This window comes from Micromonospora sp. NPDC049662 (assembly GCF_040675055.1).
In the GTDB taxonomy this organism is placed as follows: domain Bacteria; phylum Actinomycetota; class Actinomycetes; order Mycobacteriales; family Micromonosporaceae; genus Micromonospora.
This window is the reverse complement of sequence record NZ_JBFAOC010000061.1, coordinates 18,960-35,914: the sequence shown is the minus strand read 5'-3', so window position 1 is coordinate 35,914 and position 16,955 is coordinate 18,960. Positions and strand designations below refer to the sequence as shown.

General features: G+C 73.3%; 11 protein-coding genes and 2 pseudogenes. 8 read left to right on the top strand and 5 right to left on the bottom strand.

Annotated features, from left to right (window positions below):
• Window positions 1-225 precede the first annotated feature (225 nt).
• The 6 genes and pseudogenes from AB0J36_RS29190 to AB0J36_RS29165 all read left to right on the top strand — a co-directional run.
• Window positions 226-816, top strand: a pseudogene (locus AB0J36_RS29190) (MFS transporter); the annotation flags it as partial.
• A gap of 229 nt (window positions 817-1,045) precedes the next feature.
• A pseudogene (locus tag AB0J36_RS29185) lies at window positions 1,046-1,522 on the top strand (DsbA family protein); the annotation flags it as partial.
• Between the two features lie 63 nt (window positions 1,523-1,585).
• On the top strand, window positions 1,586-2,572 hold the full coding sequence (locus AB0J36_RS29180; protein ID WP_357133154.1) for a LuxR C-terminal-related transcriptional regulator: 987 nt from the start codon (window positions 1,586-1,588) through the stop codon (window positions 2,570-2,572).
• A gap of 112 nt (window positions 2,573-2,684) precedes the next feature.
• Window positions 2,685-4,469, top strand: a complete 1,785-nt coding sequence (locus tag AB0J36_RS29175; RefSeq protein WP_363661402.1) for an alpha/beta hydrolase — start codon at window positions 2,685-2,687, stop codon at window positions 4,467-4,469.
• A gap of 149 nt (window positions 4,470-4,618) precedes the next feature.
• Window positions 4,619-8,653 carry a discoidin domain-containing protein gene (locus AB0J36_RS29170; protein ID WP_363661401.1) on the top strand — a complete coding sequence of 1,345 codons (4,035 nt, stop codon included), beginning with the start codon at window positions 4,619-4,621 and terminating at the stop codon, window positions 8,651-8,653.
• Between the two features lie 71 nt (window positions 8,654-8,724).
• The gene (locus AB0J36_RS29165; protein WP_357398567.1) at window positions 8,725-10,515 is read left to right on the top strand and encodes a gamma-glutamyltransferase; all 1,791 of its coding nucleotides are present in this window, start codon (window positions 8,725-8,727) and stop codon (window positions 10,513-10,515) included.
• Between the two features lie 10 nt (window positions 10,516-10,525).
• On the opposite strand, the gene AB0J36_RS29160 is transcribed toward AB0J36_RS29165, so the two are convergent.
• The 4 genes from AB0J36_RS29160 to AB0J36_RS29145 are packed head-to-tail and all read right to left on the bottom strand — an operon-like array spanning window position 10,526 to window position 13,768.
• A complete protein-coding gene (locus tag AB0J36_RS29160) occupies window positions 10,526-11,152 on the bottom strand; it encodes a response regulator transcription factor (protein WP_357133162.1) in 627 nt (208 codons plus the stop codon).
• A complete protein-coding gene (locus AB0J36_RS29155) occupies window positions 11,149-12,390 on the bottom strand; it encodes a histidine kinase (RefSeq protein WP_363661400.1) in 1,242 nt (413 codons plus the stop codon). The genes AB0J36_RS29160 and AB0J36_RS29155 overlap by 4 nt, the downstream gene beginning before the upstream one ends.
• 5 nt (window positions 12,391-12,395) lie before the next feature.
• Entirely contained in the window at window positions 12,396-12,848 is a 453-nt protein-coding gene (locus AB0J36_RS29150) for an ABA4-like family protein (RefSeq protein ID WP_357133166.1), read from the bottom strand.
• Window positions 12,845-13,768 (bottom strand): hypothetical protein, encoded by a 924-nt coding sequence (locus tag AB0J36_RS29145; protein WP_357398559.1) that lies wholly within the window; start codon window positions 13,766-13,768, stop codon window positions 12,845-12,847. Before AB0J36_RS29145 ends, AB0J36_RS29150 begins: the two co-directional genes overlap by 4 nt.
• 163 nt (window positions 13,769-13,931) lie before the next feature.
• Here AB0J36_RS29145 and AB0J36_RS29140 point away from each other — a divergent pair, with 163 nt between their 5' ends.
• Window positions 13,932-14,681 carry a glyoxalase gene (locus tag AB0J36_RS29140; protein WP_363661399.1) on the top strand — a complete coding sequence of 250 codons (750 nt, stop codon included), beginning with the start codon at window positions 13,932-13,934 and terminating at the stop codon, window positions 14,679-14,681.
• A 40-nt stretch (window positions 14,682-14,721) separates the two neighbouring features.
• Here AB0J36_RS29140 and AB0J36_RS29135 read toward each other — a convergent pair whose 3' ends face one another.
• Entirely contained in the window at window positions 14,722-15,969 is a 1,248-nt protein-coding gene (locus tag AB0J36_RS29135; protein WP_357133172.1) for an MFS transporter, read from the bottom strand.
• Window positions 15,970-16,050: 81 nt separating this feature from the next.
• Here AB0J36_RS29135 and AB0J36_RS29130 point away from each other — a divergent pair, with 81 nt between their 5' ends.
• The gene (locus AB0J36_RS29130; protein WP_363661398.1) at window positions 16,051-16,935 is read left to right on the top strand and encodes a LysR family transcriptional regulator; all 885 of its coding nucleotides are present in this window, start codon (window positions 16,051-16,053) and stop codon (window positions 16,933-16,935) included.
• Window positions 16,936-16,955 lie beyond the last annotated feature (20 nt).

Below are 16,955 nucleotides of genomic sequence, written 5' to 3'. Positions count from 1 at the left end.
GGGGGGTGGGGGCGTCCGGGCGGCCCCGGGGGGGTTAAACCAGGGGTTTCCCCCCCCGCTCCCGTCTCGCTCGGCCCGTCGAGAAGCCTGGCCGGGGTCGGCGCGGCCGGTCTACCATCGCCGACATGACCTGGCGACATTGATCCCGCCCCGTAGGCCACACCCGTGGGCCACCGCGGACACCGCACGTCCGGTGTCCGCGTCCACTCCCACGGGAAGGCCCCCATGAACCATCTCGCCGCGCGCGTGCCCGACCCGGCGGTGCGCCGCCTCTCGGCGACCCTCTACGGGTACGCGTTCCTCAGCGACCTCGTCCTGCTCTACCCGCTGTACGTGGTGCTCTTCGCCGACACCGGCCTGTCGGTGGGGCAGATCTCGTCGCTGTTCGTCATCTGGTCGGGCGCCGGAATCCTGTTCGAGGTGCCGTCCGGCGCGTGGGCCGACGTGGTCTCCCGCCGGCTGCTGCTGTGCCTCGCCCCGCTGGTGACCGCCGCCGGCTACGCGCTCTGGGTGCTGTTCCCGTCGTACCCGGCCTTCGCGGTCGGTTTCCTGCTCTGGGGCGCCGGCGGCGCGTTGGTCTCCGGCGCGCTGGAGGCACTGGTCTGGACCGAGTTGGCCCGCCTCGACGCGAGCGACCGGTACGCCCGCGTGCTCGGCCGCGCGCGCACCGCGGGCGTCCTGGGCGTGGTGGTCACGGGGGTGCTCGCCGGCCCGGTGTTCGCCGCCGGTGGGTACCCGGCGGTCGGCGCGGGCAGCGTGCTCGCCTGCCTGCTCGCCGCGACCGTCGCCACCCGGTTCCCCGAGCACCGCCCGCCGCCGGACGCGCCACCGCCGCCGGACGCGCCACCGCCGCCTGTCGCGCCACCCTCCGTCGCCCTGCCACCGCCCATCGCCCCGCCACCGCCCGTCGCCCCGCCACCGCTCGTCACCCCGGACGACGGCGCGCCGCCGGTCGTGGCGTCCGGTCCGGACGACCACGACGACGAGCTGACCTGGACCGAGACGCTGCGGGCCGGTGTGCGGCAGGTCCGTACGCGGCCACCCGCAGGCCGAGCCGGCGGTCCGGGAGCTGCTGGCCGACTTCGCCAACGTCCGGTACGTCTGGCGGCACCTGCCGCTCACCGACGTCCACCCGCACGCGCAGGTCGCCGCCGAGGCCGCCGAGGCGGCGGGCGACCAGGGCGCGTTCTGGGAGATGCACGACCTGCTGCTCGCCCACCAGGACGCGCTCAACCCCGCCGACCTGCTGCGGTACGCCGAGCAGCTCGGCCTGGATCTCGATGAGTTCCGGGAGCACATGGTCAAGCGGATGGGCGTCGACCGGATCGCCGAGGACGTCGAGTCGGCGGACCTCAGCGGCGTCACCGGCACGCCGACCTTCTTCGTCAACGGCCAGCGCCACCATGGGGCGTACGACATCGCCGCGCTCACGGCGGCGGTGAAGTCGGCGTTCACGAGCGCACGGCTGCAACCCAAGTACCGTCGCGAGCCCGGCCAGGGCGGGGACGCGGCCCCGGAATGATCGCAATAAATGCCCTCCGACCTGCGTGAACCGTCGACATCGACGCGCTCTACGATCGCCGGCATGCGGATCGGTCCCCCCGCCGTGACGCCCGCCCTGGACGTGGAATCGCTCCCGCTCACGGCGGACGCCGTGGACGTCTACCAAAACCTCCTGCGGGTGGCGCCGGTGGCGCAGCGGACCTTCCTGACCACCGCCTCGCCACGGGCCACGCGCGCGCTCGCCGGCCTGCTGAGCAGCGGCGCCGTGCACCGCGACGACGCCGGCGTGCTGCACGTCCGGCCACCGCGTACCGCCCTGGAGAACTGGGCCGCGCTGCGGGAGATGGAGGCCGCCCGGGCGCGCGCCGCCGCCGAGACGCTCTCCGGGCTCTACACCGCCGTGCACGGAGCGGGCGCCGCGTTCGTCGAGGTCATCGAGGGCAAGGACGCCGTCCGCGAGCTGTTCCGCCAGTTGCAGGCCGGCGCCCACGCCGAGGTGCGCGGTCTGGAACGCGGGCCGTACCTGCGCGACACCACCCGCGTGCCGGAGGAGGTGCAGTACGACGCGCTGCGGCGCGGGCGGCGGTACCGGTGCGTGTACGAGGGCGAGCTGCTGCACGACGAGGCGATGCTGGCGGCCGTGCGCGCCACGGTCGCCGCCGGTGAGCAGGCGCGCGTCTTTCCCGAGCTGCCCCTGAAGATGATGCTCGCCGACGCCGAGCGTGCTCTGGTCGTCCTGCCCCGGGCCAGCGGTGACGAGGCCGACGCGGTGCTGGTGCACCGCTCCCGGTTGTTGGAGGGGCTGTCCGAGCTGTTCGAGGTGTTCTGGCGGCTCGGAGCGCCGATCCACGCCACCGCCGACACCGCCGAACCGGACGCCGAGCCGACGGTGGCCACCCAGCGGCTGCTCGCGCTGCTCACCGCCGGCCTGACCGACGAGGCGATCGCCCGTGACCTGGGTGTCAGCAACCGTACGGTGCACCGTCGGGTCAGCCGCCTCCAGGAGTTGCTGGGCGCGCGCAGCCGGTTCCAACTCGGCGTGCAGGCCACCCGCCGCGGCTGGTTGTAACTGGCCGGATCCTGCCATGACCGGTCTTCGTCACGGCGGGACGGCGGCGGCGAAACACTCCTGGGCCAGGGTGAAGTCCGTTCGATCAATCGCTGTCTGAGAGGACGGGACGATGCCCCATCCCACGACCGGGTCGCGCCACCCACGCCGCGTGCGCCGGCCGGCCGCCCTGCTCGCCGTGACCCTGGTCGCGGCGGCCCTGACCAGCGGCGCGGCCGGCACCGCCGCCAACGCGGCCACGGCCACCGAGCCGGACACCGCCGCCCTGGCCGCGTCCCTGGCCACCCAGCGGCTCGCCTGGGAGCCGTGCGGGCTGACCGAGGTCAGCCCCGAGGACGAGGCGCAGCTACGCCTGTCCTGCGCGACGGTCACCGTGCCGCGCGACTGGCACCACCCGCGCGACGGAGAGACGATCCAGGTCCGGATCAGTCGCACCGCCGCGTCCGGCCCCGACCGGGCGGGCATCCTGCTGGTCAACCCGGGTGGCCCCGGCGGCAGCGGCCTGTCGCTGGCGCCGTACGTGGCGCGGTCCGCGCCCGCCCTCGCCGAGCGGTACGACGTGATCGGCTTCGACCCGCGCGGGGTGGGGCAGAGCACCCCGCTGCTCTGCACGGTGACCTACCGCGACACCGACAACACCAACGACCTGATCACCCAGGCCAACGTGCGCGGGTGCCGCAGCACCGAGCTGACGAAGTACATCACCACCGAGCAGACCACGTACGACATGGACTTCATCCGGGTGCTGCTGGGCGAGCGCAAGCTCAACTACCTCGGCTACTCGTACGGCACCTGGCTGGGCACCTGGTACGCGGCGACGTTCGGCAGCCGGACGGGCCGGATGGTGCTCGACTCGGTGGCGGCGGTCGGCTCGCCGACGCTGCAGGAGACCTGGGACCTGCAACCGTTCACCCGGGACCGGGCGTTCCAGGAGCAGTTGCTGCCGTACATGGCCCGCCACGACGACCTGTACGGCCGGGGCAGCGACCCGATGAAGATCCGGGAGATGTTCGAGCGGGCCGGCGGCACCCGCGTCGGCATGGGACCGTTCATGTTCGGCTGGTTCATTCTCGGCGCGCTCTACGACACCCAGAACTATCCGACGGCCGCGGCGGCGGTGAACACCGTCATCCAGTACTACGAGGAGTGGAACGGCTGGACGCCCGAGCAGATCCTCAGCGCCGCGACCGCGAAGCTGCTCGCCGCGCCGGGCATCACGGCCGACGGCCGGGCGTACATCGAGCAGTCCCGCGTCGCCGCCCAGGCGACGCTGAAGACCCAGGGTGACCGGTCCCTGCTGCCCCAGGGCACGGACGAGTACACGTACGACATCGACTACGTCTTCGAGGTGATCCGCTGCCAGGACGGGCAGTGGAACGACAGCATCGCGCACTGGAACGCGTTCAGCCGACGCCTCACCCGGGACGCGCCGCTGGTCGCCCCGTACCTGCAGAACCCGCCGGCGTGCGCGTACTGGCCGACCAGCAACCGGATGCCGAAGTTCGACCGCAGGACGTTCCCGAAGGTGCTGATGCTCCAGGACGAGCTCGACGTGGCGACCGCGTACGAGGGCGCGCTGGCGGCCTCGAAGAAGCTGCCCGGCGCGTCGATGATCAGCGTCGACAACGAGGGCAGCCACGGCGTCTTCCCGTACTACACCCCGTGCGTGGACGACCCGGTCTACGCCTACCTGCTGGACGGTCGGCTGCCCGCCGAGACGTACACGGGCTGCCAGGCGGTGCCGCTGCCGGGCGAGAGCGCGGTGTTCGAGGTGGGCGGCAAGCTGACCGGTAAGGGGACGGTGCGGACCCGTCTGATCACCGACGACATGCGGGCCGCCAACCGGATGCTCAAGCGGATGCTGCGCACCGAGCCGGGACCGTCGTACCCGGAGTGACGCTCCTCGGGGAGCGGGCGGCGACCTGACGCCCGCTCCCCGATGGACAGGACGCGGCCTCTTGACTCCCGGGAAACATCGGGCCACCATCTGACAACGTTGTCACATACCCCCGTCCCTTCTGACAACGTTGCCACCCTGGAGGCGCAATGTCCGAGCCATCGCCCGTTTCGCGGCGTACCTTCCTCTCCGCCGGAGCGACGCTGCTGGCGTCGGTCGGGGTGACCGCCGTCCTGCCGGACGCGGTCGCTGCCGCCGCTGCGCCGTCGGCCAGCGGCCCGTCGACCACCACTGACCTGGCCAGATACCGGCCGGTGGCGGTCTCCTCGACCGACTACGCGCCGACGCCCGCCGCGTTCGCCGTGGACGGCCTGCCCCAGGTCGGAGTCCGGGGCAGCGGATGGCGGGCCGCGAACGGCGATCCGCAGTGGATCTCGGTGGACCTCCAGGCGCCGTGCCGCGTCGAGGCCGTCACCCTGGTCTTCGAGGCGACCCTCGCCGACGCGCCGTTCGACGGCAACTACACCGACACCGACGGCGACGAGATCCTCTCCAGCGCCGCGACGGCGTACCGCATCGAGGTCTCCACCGACGGCCGCGACTGGCGGTCGGTGTACGAGACCACCGACGGCCAGGGCGGCGTACAGGCCATCAAGCTCCCAGAGCCGGTCACCGCGCGTTGGGTCCGGATGACGGTCACCAAACGGTCGAACACCAATCCGGTCGGCCTGAACGGCTTCCAGGTCTACGGCGTCGCTCTGGCACCTCGCCCGAAGGCGGACGGCTGGACGAGCTGGGAGGGCGGCAACACCGGCCGGCCGCCCGAGCTGACGGTGGCCCCGAACGGCACGGTCGCGCTGGAATCCGGCTGGTCGTTGACGATGGACGACTTCGCGGGCACCACCGACGGGGCCGAGTTGTCCCGGGCCGGTGTCGACGTCGGCTCGTGGCTGCCGGCCACCGTGCCCGGCACCGTCCTGGGCACCCTCGTCGAGCAGGGCCACCTGCCCGACCCGGTCGCCGGCTTCAACAACCTGCGCATCCCCGAGGCGCTGTCGCGGCACACCTGGTGGTACCGGCGGGCGCTGCGGTTGCCGCGCGGCCTGGACACCTCCGCCGGCCGCCGGATCTGGCTGGAGTTCGACGGCATCAACCACGAGGCCACCGTCTGGGTGAACGGCGTGCAGGTCGGCAGCGTCAAGCACCCGTTCGCTCGGGCCGCCTTCGACATCACCGACGCCCTCGCGGGCCACCGCGACCACGTCCTGGCCGTCCGGGTGACCCCGATGCCGCACGTCGGCACCCCCGGAGACAAGGGCCCCGACGGCCGTACCTTCCTCCAGTCCGCCCACCACTACCTCGACGCGCCGACCTACCTGGCGGTGTCCGGCTGGGACTGGATGCCCGCCGTCCGGGACCGCGTCACCGGCCTGTGGGACCACGTGCGGCTGCGCAGCACGGGCGCCGTGGTCGTCGGTGACCCGCACGTCGAGACCACGCTGCCGAAACTGCCCGACACCGGCACGGCCGAGGTGACCATCCGGGTGCCCGTGCGCAACGCCACGGCCACCGCGACCACCGTCACCGTGCGCGCGGAGTTCGACAAGCTACGCGTCGAGTCGACGGTGACCATCGCCGCCCACACCTCCACGACGGTCACCTTCGCGCCCGAGCGTTTCCGGGCCCTGCGCCTCGCCAAGCCCCGCCTCTGGTGGCCAAACGGCTACGGCGAGCCGCACCTGTACGACCTGACGCTCACCGCCACCGTCGGGCGCGCGGTCAGCGACCGGCGTGAGCTGCGCTTCGGTGTCCGGGAGTTCGGCTACGACTGGCACCAGCCCGTGGTGATCTCCCCGCCCGGCCAGCCGCCGCTGGACTTCGTCGACGGGGCCGCCACGCAGACCGTCACGTTCGACCGGCAGCACGCCCGGCACGTGCGTGTCCAGGCGGGTCAGCGCGCCACCGGCTGGGGCATCTCGATGTACGCGCTGTCGGTGGCCGACGGCTCGGGCCCGGACCTCGCGCTGCGCCGCGACGCGACCGCCTCGTCGGCGGAGAACGACAGCAACGTGCCCGCCAAGGCGGTCGACGGTGACATGTCGACCCGCTGGGCCTCGCAGGCCGAGGACGACCAGTGGATCCAGGTCGACCTCGGCGCCGCCGTCGACTTCGACCGGGTCACCATCGTCTGGGAGCAGGCGTACGCCCTGGACTACCGCGTCCAGGTCTCCGCCGACGGGCAGGAGTGGACGGACGTCACGTCGGTCAGCAACGACACCCCGCTGGGCAGCCGCGCCACCCAGGTCGAGACGTTCGCCAGCCGGACCGCCCGGCACCTGCGCGTCCGGACCGGCGCGCGGGTGACCTCGTGGGGCGTCTCGATGTGGGGGCTGTCGGTGCAACGGCAGGCCGAGCCGAACGTCGACCTGGCGCTGCACCGGACGGCGACCGCGTCGTCGTCCGACGGCGACTCCAACGGGCCGGACCGGGCCGTCGACGGCAACCCTCGTACCCGGTGGTCGTCGGCGTTCGAGGACAACCAGTGGATCGCCGTCGACCTCGGTGCTCCGGTCGCCTTCGACCAGGTGACGATCGTCTGGGAGCAGGCGTACGCCCGCGACTTCGTCATCCAGGTGTCCGACGACGGGCAGTCGTGGACCGACGTCAAGGCGGTCAGCAACAAGATCACCGAGCTGAAGATCAGCGTCAACGGCGTGCCGGTGTTCGTCCGGGGCGGCAACTGGGGCTGGGACGAGCTGCTGCGCCGGGTGCTGCCGGACCGGCTGGCCGACACGGTCGAGATGCACCGCGACATGAACTTCACCATGATCCGTAACTGGCTGGGCAGCAGCAACCGGGAGGAGCTGTACCGGGCCTGCGACGAGCAGGGCATCCTGGTCTGGAACGACTTCTGGCAGGCCGGCGGCTTCCTGCCAAACCCGCCCGGCTACGTCGACATCGCCGCCGACACGATCCGGCGGTTCCGGCACCACCCGAGCATCGTCGTCTGGTGCGGCGCGAACGAGGGCGACCCGCCGCCGATCGTCGACGCCGGCCTCAAGCAGGCCGTCGCCACCGAGCACCCGGAGATCCTGTACATCCCCAACTCCGCCAGCGGCATCGTGAGCGGACGCGGACCGTACGGCTGGGTCGACCCGACCACCTACACCGACAAGACGATCTACGAGGCCGACTCGTTCGGCTTCCACACCGAGATCGGCATGCCCGTCGTGTCGGTGGCCGAGAGCATGCGCAACCTGGTGGGCGACGCTCCCGAGTGGCCGATCGGCGAGGTGTGGAACTACCACGACTGGTCGACCATCGGTAACCAGCGCGTCGGCACGTACCAGGACGCGATCGACACGCGGCTCGGCGCGTCCGGCTCGCTCGACGAGTTCGCCGCCCGGGCGCAGTTCGTCAACTACGAGAGCCACCGGGCCATGTTCGAGGCGTGGAACGCCAACCTGTGGCAGGACGCCACCGGCCTGCTGCTGTGGATGTCGCACCCGGCGTGGCACAGCACGGTCTGGCAGACGTACGACTACGACCTGGACATCAACGGCGCCTACTTCGGTGCCCGCAAGGGGTGCGAGCCGGTGCACGTCCAGGCCGACCCGGGCACCTGGCAGACGCGGGTGGTCAACCACACCACGGCCGCGCTCACCGGCGTGACGGTCACCGCCCGCCGGTACGACCTCAACGGCCGGTCGTTGGGCGCCGCGCAGCGTCAGCGGGTGGACGTGGCGCGCTCGTCGACGACGCCCGCGTTCGCCGTGGCGTCGGCGGACGGCGGTGGGCTGCACCTGGTCCGGTTGGAGCTGCGCGACGGCCGGGACCGGCTGCTCGCGGAGAACACCTACTGGCGCTACGACAAGGCCGAGCAGATGCGGGCGCTCACCACCCTGGCGGGCGCGCGACTGTCGACGTCGACGAGCGGCGTACGCGTCGTGGACGGCCGGAACACCGTCACCACGACGGTCCGCAACCAGGGCCGTACGGTCGCCGCCATGGTCCGGCTCGCCGTGCGCGACGAGCACGGGAAGCGGATCCTTCCGGCCCGCTACGACGACAACTATCTCTGGCTGCTGCCGGGGGAGACGCGTGAGGTGCGGATCTCCTGGCCGGCCCGGCCGGGCCTGCCCCGCAAGGCCACCGTGACCGCCCAGGCGTACAACGCGGCCTAGCATGTGGCGCGGGAAGGCGGCTCCGCGAGGGGTCGCCTCCCCGTGTCACCGGCCCCCAGTGAGGTGTTGTCATGTCGTTCACCACCCGACCGACCCTGCAGGGCACCTTCGGCATGGTGTCGTCGACGCACTGGCTCGCCAGCCAGTCGGCGATGGGAATCCTCGAACGCGGCGGCAACGCGTTCGACGCCGCGGTGACCGCCGGGTTCGTCCTGCACGTCGTCGAACCCCACCTCAACGGCCCGGCCGGTGAGGTGCCGGCGATCGTCGCCACCGCCCGGGATCCGCGCCCGACGGTGCTGTGCGGGCAGGGCCCCGCGCCGGCCGGCGCGACGATCGCCCACTTCCGGTCGCTCGGCCTGGACCTCGTCCCGGGTGCCGGCCCGCTCGCGGCGGCCGTGCCCGGCGCGGTGGACGCGTGGCTCCTGCTGCTGCGCGACCACGGCACGCTGTCCCTCGCCGACGTCCTGGAACCGGCGATCGGCTACGCCGCCGCCGGCCACCCCCTGGTGGGCGCGGTCGGCGCGACGGTGGCGGCCGTGCGATCGCTGTTCGAGGAGCACTGGCCCACCTCCGCCCAGCTCTGGCTGCGCGGCGGCCGGCCGCCGGTCGCGGGGGAGCGGTTCGCCAACCCGGTGTACGCGCGCACGCTGCGCCGACTCGTCGAGGCGGGGCAGACGGCCGGCGGGGACCGGGAGGCGCAGATCGAGGCGGCCCGCCGAGCCTGGGGCACGGGCTTCGTGGCCGAGGCGATCGACGCGTTCAGCCGACGGCCGTTCCGCGACTCCAGCGGACGCGCACACGCCGGGCTGGTCACCGGCGACGACCTGGCCGCGTTCTCGGCGACCTGGGAGACGCCGACCACCCTCGACTGGCAGGGCTGGACGGTCGCCAAGACCGGCTTCTGGGGCCAAGGCCCGGTGCTGCTGCAGACCCTCGCCGTGCTCGACGCGCTCGACGACGACGGCGCGTACGACACGGCCACCGCCGCCGGCATCCACGCCCAGGCCGAGGCGTTGACGCTCGCGTTCGCCGACCGCGAGGCGTGGTACGGCGACAGCGCCGACGTGCCCGCCCCGGCGCTGCTCGACCCGGCGTACGCGCGGGACCGGGCGGCCCTGATCGGGGACCGCGCGTCGAGCGAGCTGCGACCCGGAAGTCCCGGCGGTGCGCAGCCGCGCCTGCCGGACCACCTGCGGTCGGGCGTCACCCACCGGGCCGACGTGCCGGACCCCACCACGGGCGAGCCGACGGTACGGTCCGACGGGGTCACCCGGGGCGACACCTGCCACGTCGATGTCGTCGACAGGTGGGGCAACATGATCTCCGCGACGCCGAGCGGTGGGTGGTTGCAGAGTTCACCCACGATCCCCGAGCTCGGGTTCCCGCTGGGCAGCCGGTTGCAGATGTGCTGGCTTCAGGAGGGACTGCCCGCGTCGCTCGCCCCGGGCCGCCGGCCACGCACCACGCTCAGCCCGACCCTGGTGCTGCGCGACGGGCAGCCCGTCCTGGCGTGCGGCACGCCCGGCGGCGACCAGCAGGACCAGTGGCAGGTGCCCTTCCTGCTGCGTCACCTCGTCGGCGGTCAGCACCTCCAGCAGGCCATCGACGCGCCCGCCTGGTACAGCCTCGGCGTGCCGTCGTCGTTCTACCCGCGCGACCGCGAGCCCGGCGTGCTGCTGGTGGAGGACCGGCTCGACGCCGCCGTGGTGACGGCCCTGCGGGCGTACGGGCACGAGGTGCGGCTCGCCGACGCGTGGAGCCTCGGTCGGCTCTGCGCCGTGTCCCGGGACCCGGCCACCGGAGTGCTCGCCGCGGGCGCGAACCCGAGGGGCATGCAGGGCTACGCCTGCGGCCGGTAGGAGCCGCCGGTCAGGCGCCGCGCGCGAACAGCGCGAGGCGTACCCGGTTGGGGCTGTCGGTCTTGGTCATGAGGCTCGTGATGTGGGTCTTGACGGTGGTCACGCCGATGTGGAGCCGCTCGGCGATCTCGGTGTTGGACAGGCCCTCGGCGACCAGGGTCAGCACGTCCTGCTCGCGGGCGGTGAGCCCGTCATGCTGCCGGGGCGGCGTGACGCGGGCCCGCACCGCGCGCTGGACGAGGCGGTGCAGCACCTCCGGGCTGAACGGGCTGTCGCCCGCGGCGGCCCGCCGGATGCCGTCCAACAGCTCGGCCGGCGGCGCGTCCTTGAGCAGGAAACCGCACGCGCCGGCGCTCAGGGCGGGGTAGAGGTGGTCGTCGTCGCCGAACGTGGTCAGCACCAGCACCCGGGTGGCGGGACGTTCGGCGAGGATGCGCCCGGTCGCGGTGATCCCGTCGACGCCCGGCATGCGCAGGTCCATGACGACGACGTCGGGGACGAGCCGCGCCGCGAGGGTGACCGCCTCGCGGCCGTTGTCGGCCTCGCCGACGACCTCGATGTCGGTCTGCGCGTCGCACAGCATGCGCAGGCCCGCCCGGATGAGGTGCTGGTCGTCGACGAGCAGGACACGGATCACGCCGGCCTCCGGGTGGGTGTTCCGGGCGGGACCGCGCGGGCCCGGGGAGCCGGCGTGGGCAGCGTGTTCGGCAGGACGGTACGCACCCGCCAGCCCGTACCGGTCGGACCCGCCTCCAGCCGGCCGCCGAGGACCTCGACGCGTTCGGTCATCCCGGTGACGCCGTGACCACCGCCGGCCGGCACCGCCGTCGACGTGCGGTCGCCGTCGACACCACCCCCGTCGTCGGTGACCTCCCAGTGCACGGCCCCGTCGCGGACCGCCACCACCAGGCGTGCCCGCGCGGACGTCCCCGCGTGGCGGGCCACATTGGTCAACGCCTCCTGGGTCAGCCGCAGCACCGCCAGACCCCGTACCGCGTCGAGTGAGCCGATCGCCGCGTCGACGTCGGCCTCTACGGTGATGCCGCTCTGGCGGGCCCGGTCGACGGCGGCGCCGAGCGCCGAGGGGAGCGCCGCGGGCTCGATCGCGGTCAGCGCGGCGTCGCCGCGTACCCCGTCGGGGTCGCGCAGCACCGCGACCAGCCCGCGCAGCTCCGACAGGGCCGCAGTGCCCGTGCCGTGCACGTCGTCGAACACCTCGTCCACCCGCGGATCGAGGTCGGTCAGGACGTGCCGGGCCACACCGACCCGCAGCACCATCGACGCCACGTGGTGGGCGACGACGTCGTGCAGCTCGCGGGCGATGGCCGCGCGCTCGTCGGCGCGCGCCGCCCGGCCCTCCGACTCGCGGCGTCGCTGCTCGGCGAGCGCCCGCTCCAACGCCTGCCGGCCCACCTCCCGGTTGGCCCGGATGACCAGGCCGAGCAGCACCGGGACGCCGACCTCCAGGCCCAGACCGACGACGCCGGAGCCGACCTGGCGCAGCGGGGCACCGATGCTGGTGGTCAGGTCGACCACGGTCAGCAGCCCGGCCGCCAGCCAGATCGTGCGGGCGCGACCCGCGAGCATGGTGACCTCGAGCAGAGCCCAACTCGCGCCCACCTGGTTGATGGTGACGTCGTCGACGAGGCAGATCGCGACCGCCAGCAACGCCGTCTGCGCCACCAGGTTGACCACCGGCCGGCGGTACGCCACGACCGCCACGGCGAACGCGGCCACCGCGAGGGTCCACTGTGTCGGCGAGGGCACGGAAGCGGAGTGGGGCACGAAGAGCAGGTAGCCCAATCCGCTGAGGTCGAGCAGCAGCATCCGCCCGCGCGCGTCCCGCGCGTCGAACAGCCGCCCCCACCACGCCACGCTCGTCAGCCTAGGTGCCCGGTGTCGACGGCTGCGACCGCCGGCCGCCGCCACCTGGCCCGTACGCCCAGGTAGGCGGTCAGGCCGAGCGGCCCGAGCAGGATGGTCAGCAGCAGCACCGGGGCCATGACCAGCGCCGGTACCCCCCGTTCCCGGCTGTCCAACCACGCCCAGCGGCCCACGAACAGGTCGAACGCGATCATGTGCGCCCAGCCCGCCGCCGCGCCGTCGGGTGTGCCGAGCAGGTCGCGCACCCCGTCGAGGGTCGGCGACGCGACGGCGGGCAGCACCGTGCCGAACGCCGGCACCACCAGCAGCGCGTAGATCACCACGACCGGCAGCACGATCAGCGGCGAGCCGACGATCCGGGCCGTCCACGACCAGCGTGGCAGCAGGATCATCAGCGCCCAGAACGGCGCGGCCAGCGCGAACGTCAGCGAGAACAGCGCCCCGGTCATGCCGCGAGCGCCAGCTCCGGGCGGCGGCGCGCGAGCACCAGGGCGGTGGCGGTCGCCGTCGCGACCGCCAGGGCCGCGACGACGGCCAGGGTGAGGGCATCCGGGCGCAGCAGCGGCTGCCCGCGCAGGGCCTGCCAGGTCAACACCAGAGTGAGTACGCCGTACGCCGTGCCCGCGACGACCAGCAGCCGGACGCGGGTACGCGCGTCGAGCCGGGACGCGTACCGGGTCAGCAGGATCGCCAGGAGCGGCAGGGCCTGCAGGGCGTGCAGCCCCACGAAGTGCCCGATCCGCAGGTCACCGCCGGTGGTGCTCCAACCGACCACGGGCAGCCCCGGCCCACCGTCGGCCACGCCCACGCTGTGCGCCCCGGAGACGCCCTCGATGCCCGGGTCCTGCGTCGGAAGCACCATCGGCACGGCCGCGAGCATACCGAGCAGGGACAGGCCGAGCCCCCACCCGACGGCGGTCGCGGCGACCCGGTCGGGAATCCGCCGGATCAGCAGGACGATCGCGAGGACGAGGTGCGCGACGAACAGCACCATGATCGCTGCGCCCATCACCGCGAAGAGGATCGCGTTCAGCGCGGTGGTGTCGTTGAAGTGGCTGGTCGTACCCCGGATCACCTGAGCGACGATCACCACCATCTCCACCAGCGCCAGCGCGACGATGGTCGCCGCCGCCCACTCCGCGGCCCGGCTGCGACGCGGCAGCAGCGACAGCATCCACGCGAGCGTCGCGCCGTAGACGACGAAGGAGACCGCGAACTTGAACGGCTTGAGCCAGATCGGCGCCCCGGTGAGGACGCGGGGGTCGACGAGGACGCCGACGGCGGCGACGACGGCGAGCACCGCCGACGCGGCCACGAAGAGGGTCAGCGGGCGGTTCCAGCGCGCCGCCCGGCGCAGAACGGTAGTCATGCCTGTAGATGCTCGTGGCCGCCCGTGCCGTACGCGTCCGACCTCGGGCCCCGGTCGCGGCCCCGGGTCGGAGCCCGCCTCCTCCCTGGGTAGGAGGTGAGATCGGGCGTGATCCGCCGCCGATGCTGGCACAATGGCCGGCCTGCCGACCGGGGGAGTGACCGTGACGTCCAGCGAGGACCGTGTCCAGCCGAACGAGACCACCGTGCCGCTGCTGCCCTGCCCAGCGCCCGAGGAGACCCTGGCGTTCTGGCGGGCCCTCGGTTTCGAGGTGACCTACGAGCAACTGCGACCGTACGTCTATCTGGCGTTCCGGTTCAGCGGGTTCGACCTGCACTACGGCCCCGCGCCGAAGGACCTCGACCCGGCCCGGGAGCAGTCCGGCGGCGCCCTGGTCATGGTCGACGCGGTCGCGCCGTACCACGCGGCGTTCGCCGACGCGATGCGCCGCGTGTACGGCAAGGTGCTCGTCAAGGGCCTGCCCCGGATGACCCGCTTCCGGGCGGGCGCGTCGCGGTTCAGCATCGTCGACCCGTCGGGCAACACCATCGTCTTCATCCGCCGCGACGAGCCGAAGGACGTGGAGTACGGCGGGTCGTCCGAGCTGCAGGGGCTGGCCCGGGTGCTGGACAACGCGCGGATCCTGCGCGAGTTCAAGACCGACGACCGGGCCGCCTACCGGGCGCTCGACTCGGGGATGCGCCGCCGTGCCGAGGACGCCCCGGTGGTCGAGCAGGCGATGGCGCTGGCCGCGCTCGTCGAGTTGTCGGTGGCGCTGGGCAAGACCGACCGGGTGCCCGAGTGGGGGGCCCGGCTGCGCGCGCTCACGTTGACGGAGTCGGAGCGTACCCAGGTGGCGGCCTATGTCGCGGACCCGGCCCTGCTGGAACCGTTCTGGTCCGATCCACGGTGACGCGGCGGACCGGGCCGGGCACGGCCCGGCCCCGGTCCGGTCAGCGGCTCGCGGAGCTGCGGCGGAACAGCGCCGTCACGCCGGCCAGCAGGACGAGAAGCAGGCCGGTGAACCAGTTCATGGCCGTGATCGTGCTGACCGTGCGGGTGGCGATCCCGATGCCGAGGGCCGGCAGGCTCATCCCGAGGTAGGCGATGAGGAACAGCCCGGCCAGGGCCTCACCGCGCCGGGCCGGCGCGGCCATCGCCGCGACCGTGCCGACGGAGGCCTTGAACAGCACACCCGCGCCGACGCCGGCGAGCACGCCACCGAGCAGGAACGCGGTCAGGCTCGCGGTGTGCATCCCCACCAGCACGACGGGCACGCCGACGGCCTGCGCCAGCAACCCGAGCCGTACCTTCGCCGGGGCGGGCAGCCGGGTGGTGAGGCTCTGCGCCACGGCCGCGCCGCCGAACACGGCGAACACGACCGCGCCGGCCAGCGCCCGCGACGGCAGGTGCAGGGCACCGGCGACGAAGCCCGGCGCCACGGAGGTGAACAGGCCGAACACGGCGAACGACGCGAAGCCGGCGGCGGTCGCGGCCACGTACCCGGCGGGGTCGCCGTGGTCGGCGCTGATCCGCTGCGGCCGGTAGGTGGGCCGGACCGGCCGCTCCAACACGGTCTCCGGTGTCGCCGCGACCGCCACGAGGCTGACGGCCAGCAGCACGGCGAACACCAGGTACGGGGTGCGCAGCGGCGCGTCGACGTACTGGGCGAGGACGCCCGCGACCAGCGCGCCGACGCCGAGGCCGCCGATGTTCGCGGCGGTGGAGACCACCTCGAAGCGCTGCCGGGACGCGCCGGGGCGGTGCGCCGCGTGCAACTCCTGGAGGTACGCGGTCGCGGTCGCGGTGATCATGCCGATGCCCAGCCCGCTCACCAGGCGGGCGACCAGCAGCACCGGCAGGGACGCGTCGCCCAGGAACAGCGCGGCGGCGACCAGTTCCAGGGCCAGCGCCGGGATGAGGATCTTCTTGCGGCCGACCCAGTCCGACACGTGCCCGGCGAGCAGCAGGCTGATCACCACACCCACCGCGTACGCCGCGAACACGATCGTGACCGTGAACGTGGAGAAGCCATCCCGCGCCATGTAGAGCGGGTACAGCGGGGACGGAACGGTGCAGAACGCCATCGCGGTGAGGAACGCCAGGGCGATCGCCCAGAAGCCACGGCCGTGGCGGGATGATCCTTCGCCGGGGCCAGCCGGGGCGACGGGCCGACGGGAGGGCAGGGTCGTTGACGACATGAGCCCACTGTCACCCCACTCGATCATCACGTCCAACGAAAGTTGACGCTAGTCACCATCGCTGCGAGTGATACTTGGGGCGTGGAACTGCGTCAACTCGAGTACTTCGTCGCGGTGGCCGAGGAGCAGAACTTCACCCGCGCCGCCGCCCGCCTGCACGTCGTCCAGTCCGCCGTCTCGGCGGCCGTGAAGACGCTCGAACGTGAACTGGGCGCACCCCTGCTGGACCGCAACTCCAAACGCGTACTCCTGACCGACGCCGGCGTCGCGCTGCTGCCGCGCGCCCGCATCGCCCTCGACGCGGCCCGCGACGCCCGCGACGCGGTCGCCGAGGTGCACGGCGGCCTCCGGGGCACCCTGCGCATCGGCACCATGACCTCGATCCGGCTCCTGCACCTGCCGGCCCTGCTCGGCGAGTTCCACCGCCGGCACCCCGGGGTGCTGCTGCACACCAGCGTCGCGCCGTCCGGCTCCCAGGGGCTCATCGACGCGCTCACCGAGCGCCGACTCGACCTCGCCTTCGTCTCGCTGCCCGGCACGCCACCGGCGCAGATCCACCTCACCGAGCTGGCCCGGTCGGTGATCGACCTCGTCGTGCCGGACGGTCACCCGCTCGCCGCGAACGAGGCGGTGCCGCTGCGCGACCTCGCCGGTCTCGACTTCATCGACTCTCCGATCGGCTACGGCAACCGCACCGTGACCGACCGGGCGTTCGCCACCGCCGGCCTGTCCCGGCGCGTCACCATCGAGATCCCCGACATCGCCACCGGCGCCGACCACGTCCGGCACGGTCTCGGTATCGCCCTGCTGCCCCGCTTCGTCGTCGCCGACGCTCCCGGAGTCCGCACCCTGACCGTCACCGACGCCGACCTGGACTGGACCGCGTCGCTGGCCACGCCCGTGGACCGCCCGGTCGGCGCCGCAGCCCGCGCCCTCATCGCCCTGACCGGCGAGTTCCTGCCCTGATTCGCGCCGCGGGGCAGTCG

Coding starts and splice junctions, on each gene's coding strand:
- AB0J36_RS29150 (WP_357133166.1), bottom strand. CDS start 12,848: ATGACCGGGGCGCTGTTCTCGCTGACGTTCGCGCTGGCCGCGCCGTTC.
- AB0J36_RS29180 (WP_357133154.1), top strand. CDS start 1,586: ATGCGGATCGGTCCCCCCGCCGTGACGCCCGCCCTGGACGTGGAATCG.
- AB0J36_RS29170 (WP_363661401.1), top strand. CDS start 4,619: ATGTCCGAGCCATCGCCCGTTTCGCGGCGTACCTTCCTCTCCGCCGGA.
- AB0J36_RS29145 (WP_357398559.1), bottom strand. CDS start 13,768: ATGACTACCGTTCTGCGCCGGGCGGCGCGCTGGAACCGCCCGCTGACC.
- AB0J36_RS29135 (WP_357133172.1), bottom strand. CDS start 15,969: ATGTCGTCAACGACCCTGCCCTCCCGTCGGCCCGTCGCCCCGGCTGGC.
- AB0J36_RS29165 (WP_357398567.1), top strand. CDS start 8,725: ATGTCGTTCACCACCCGACCGACCCTGCAGGGCACCTTCGGCATGGTG.
- AB0J36_RS29175 (WP_363661402.1), top strand. CDS start 2,685: ATGCCCCATCCCACGACCGGGTCGCGCCACCCACGCCGCGTGCGCCGG.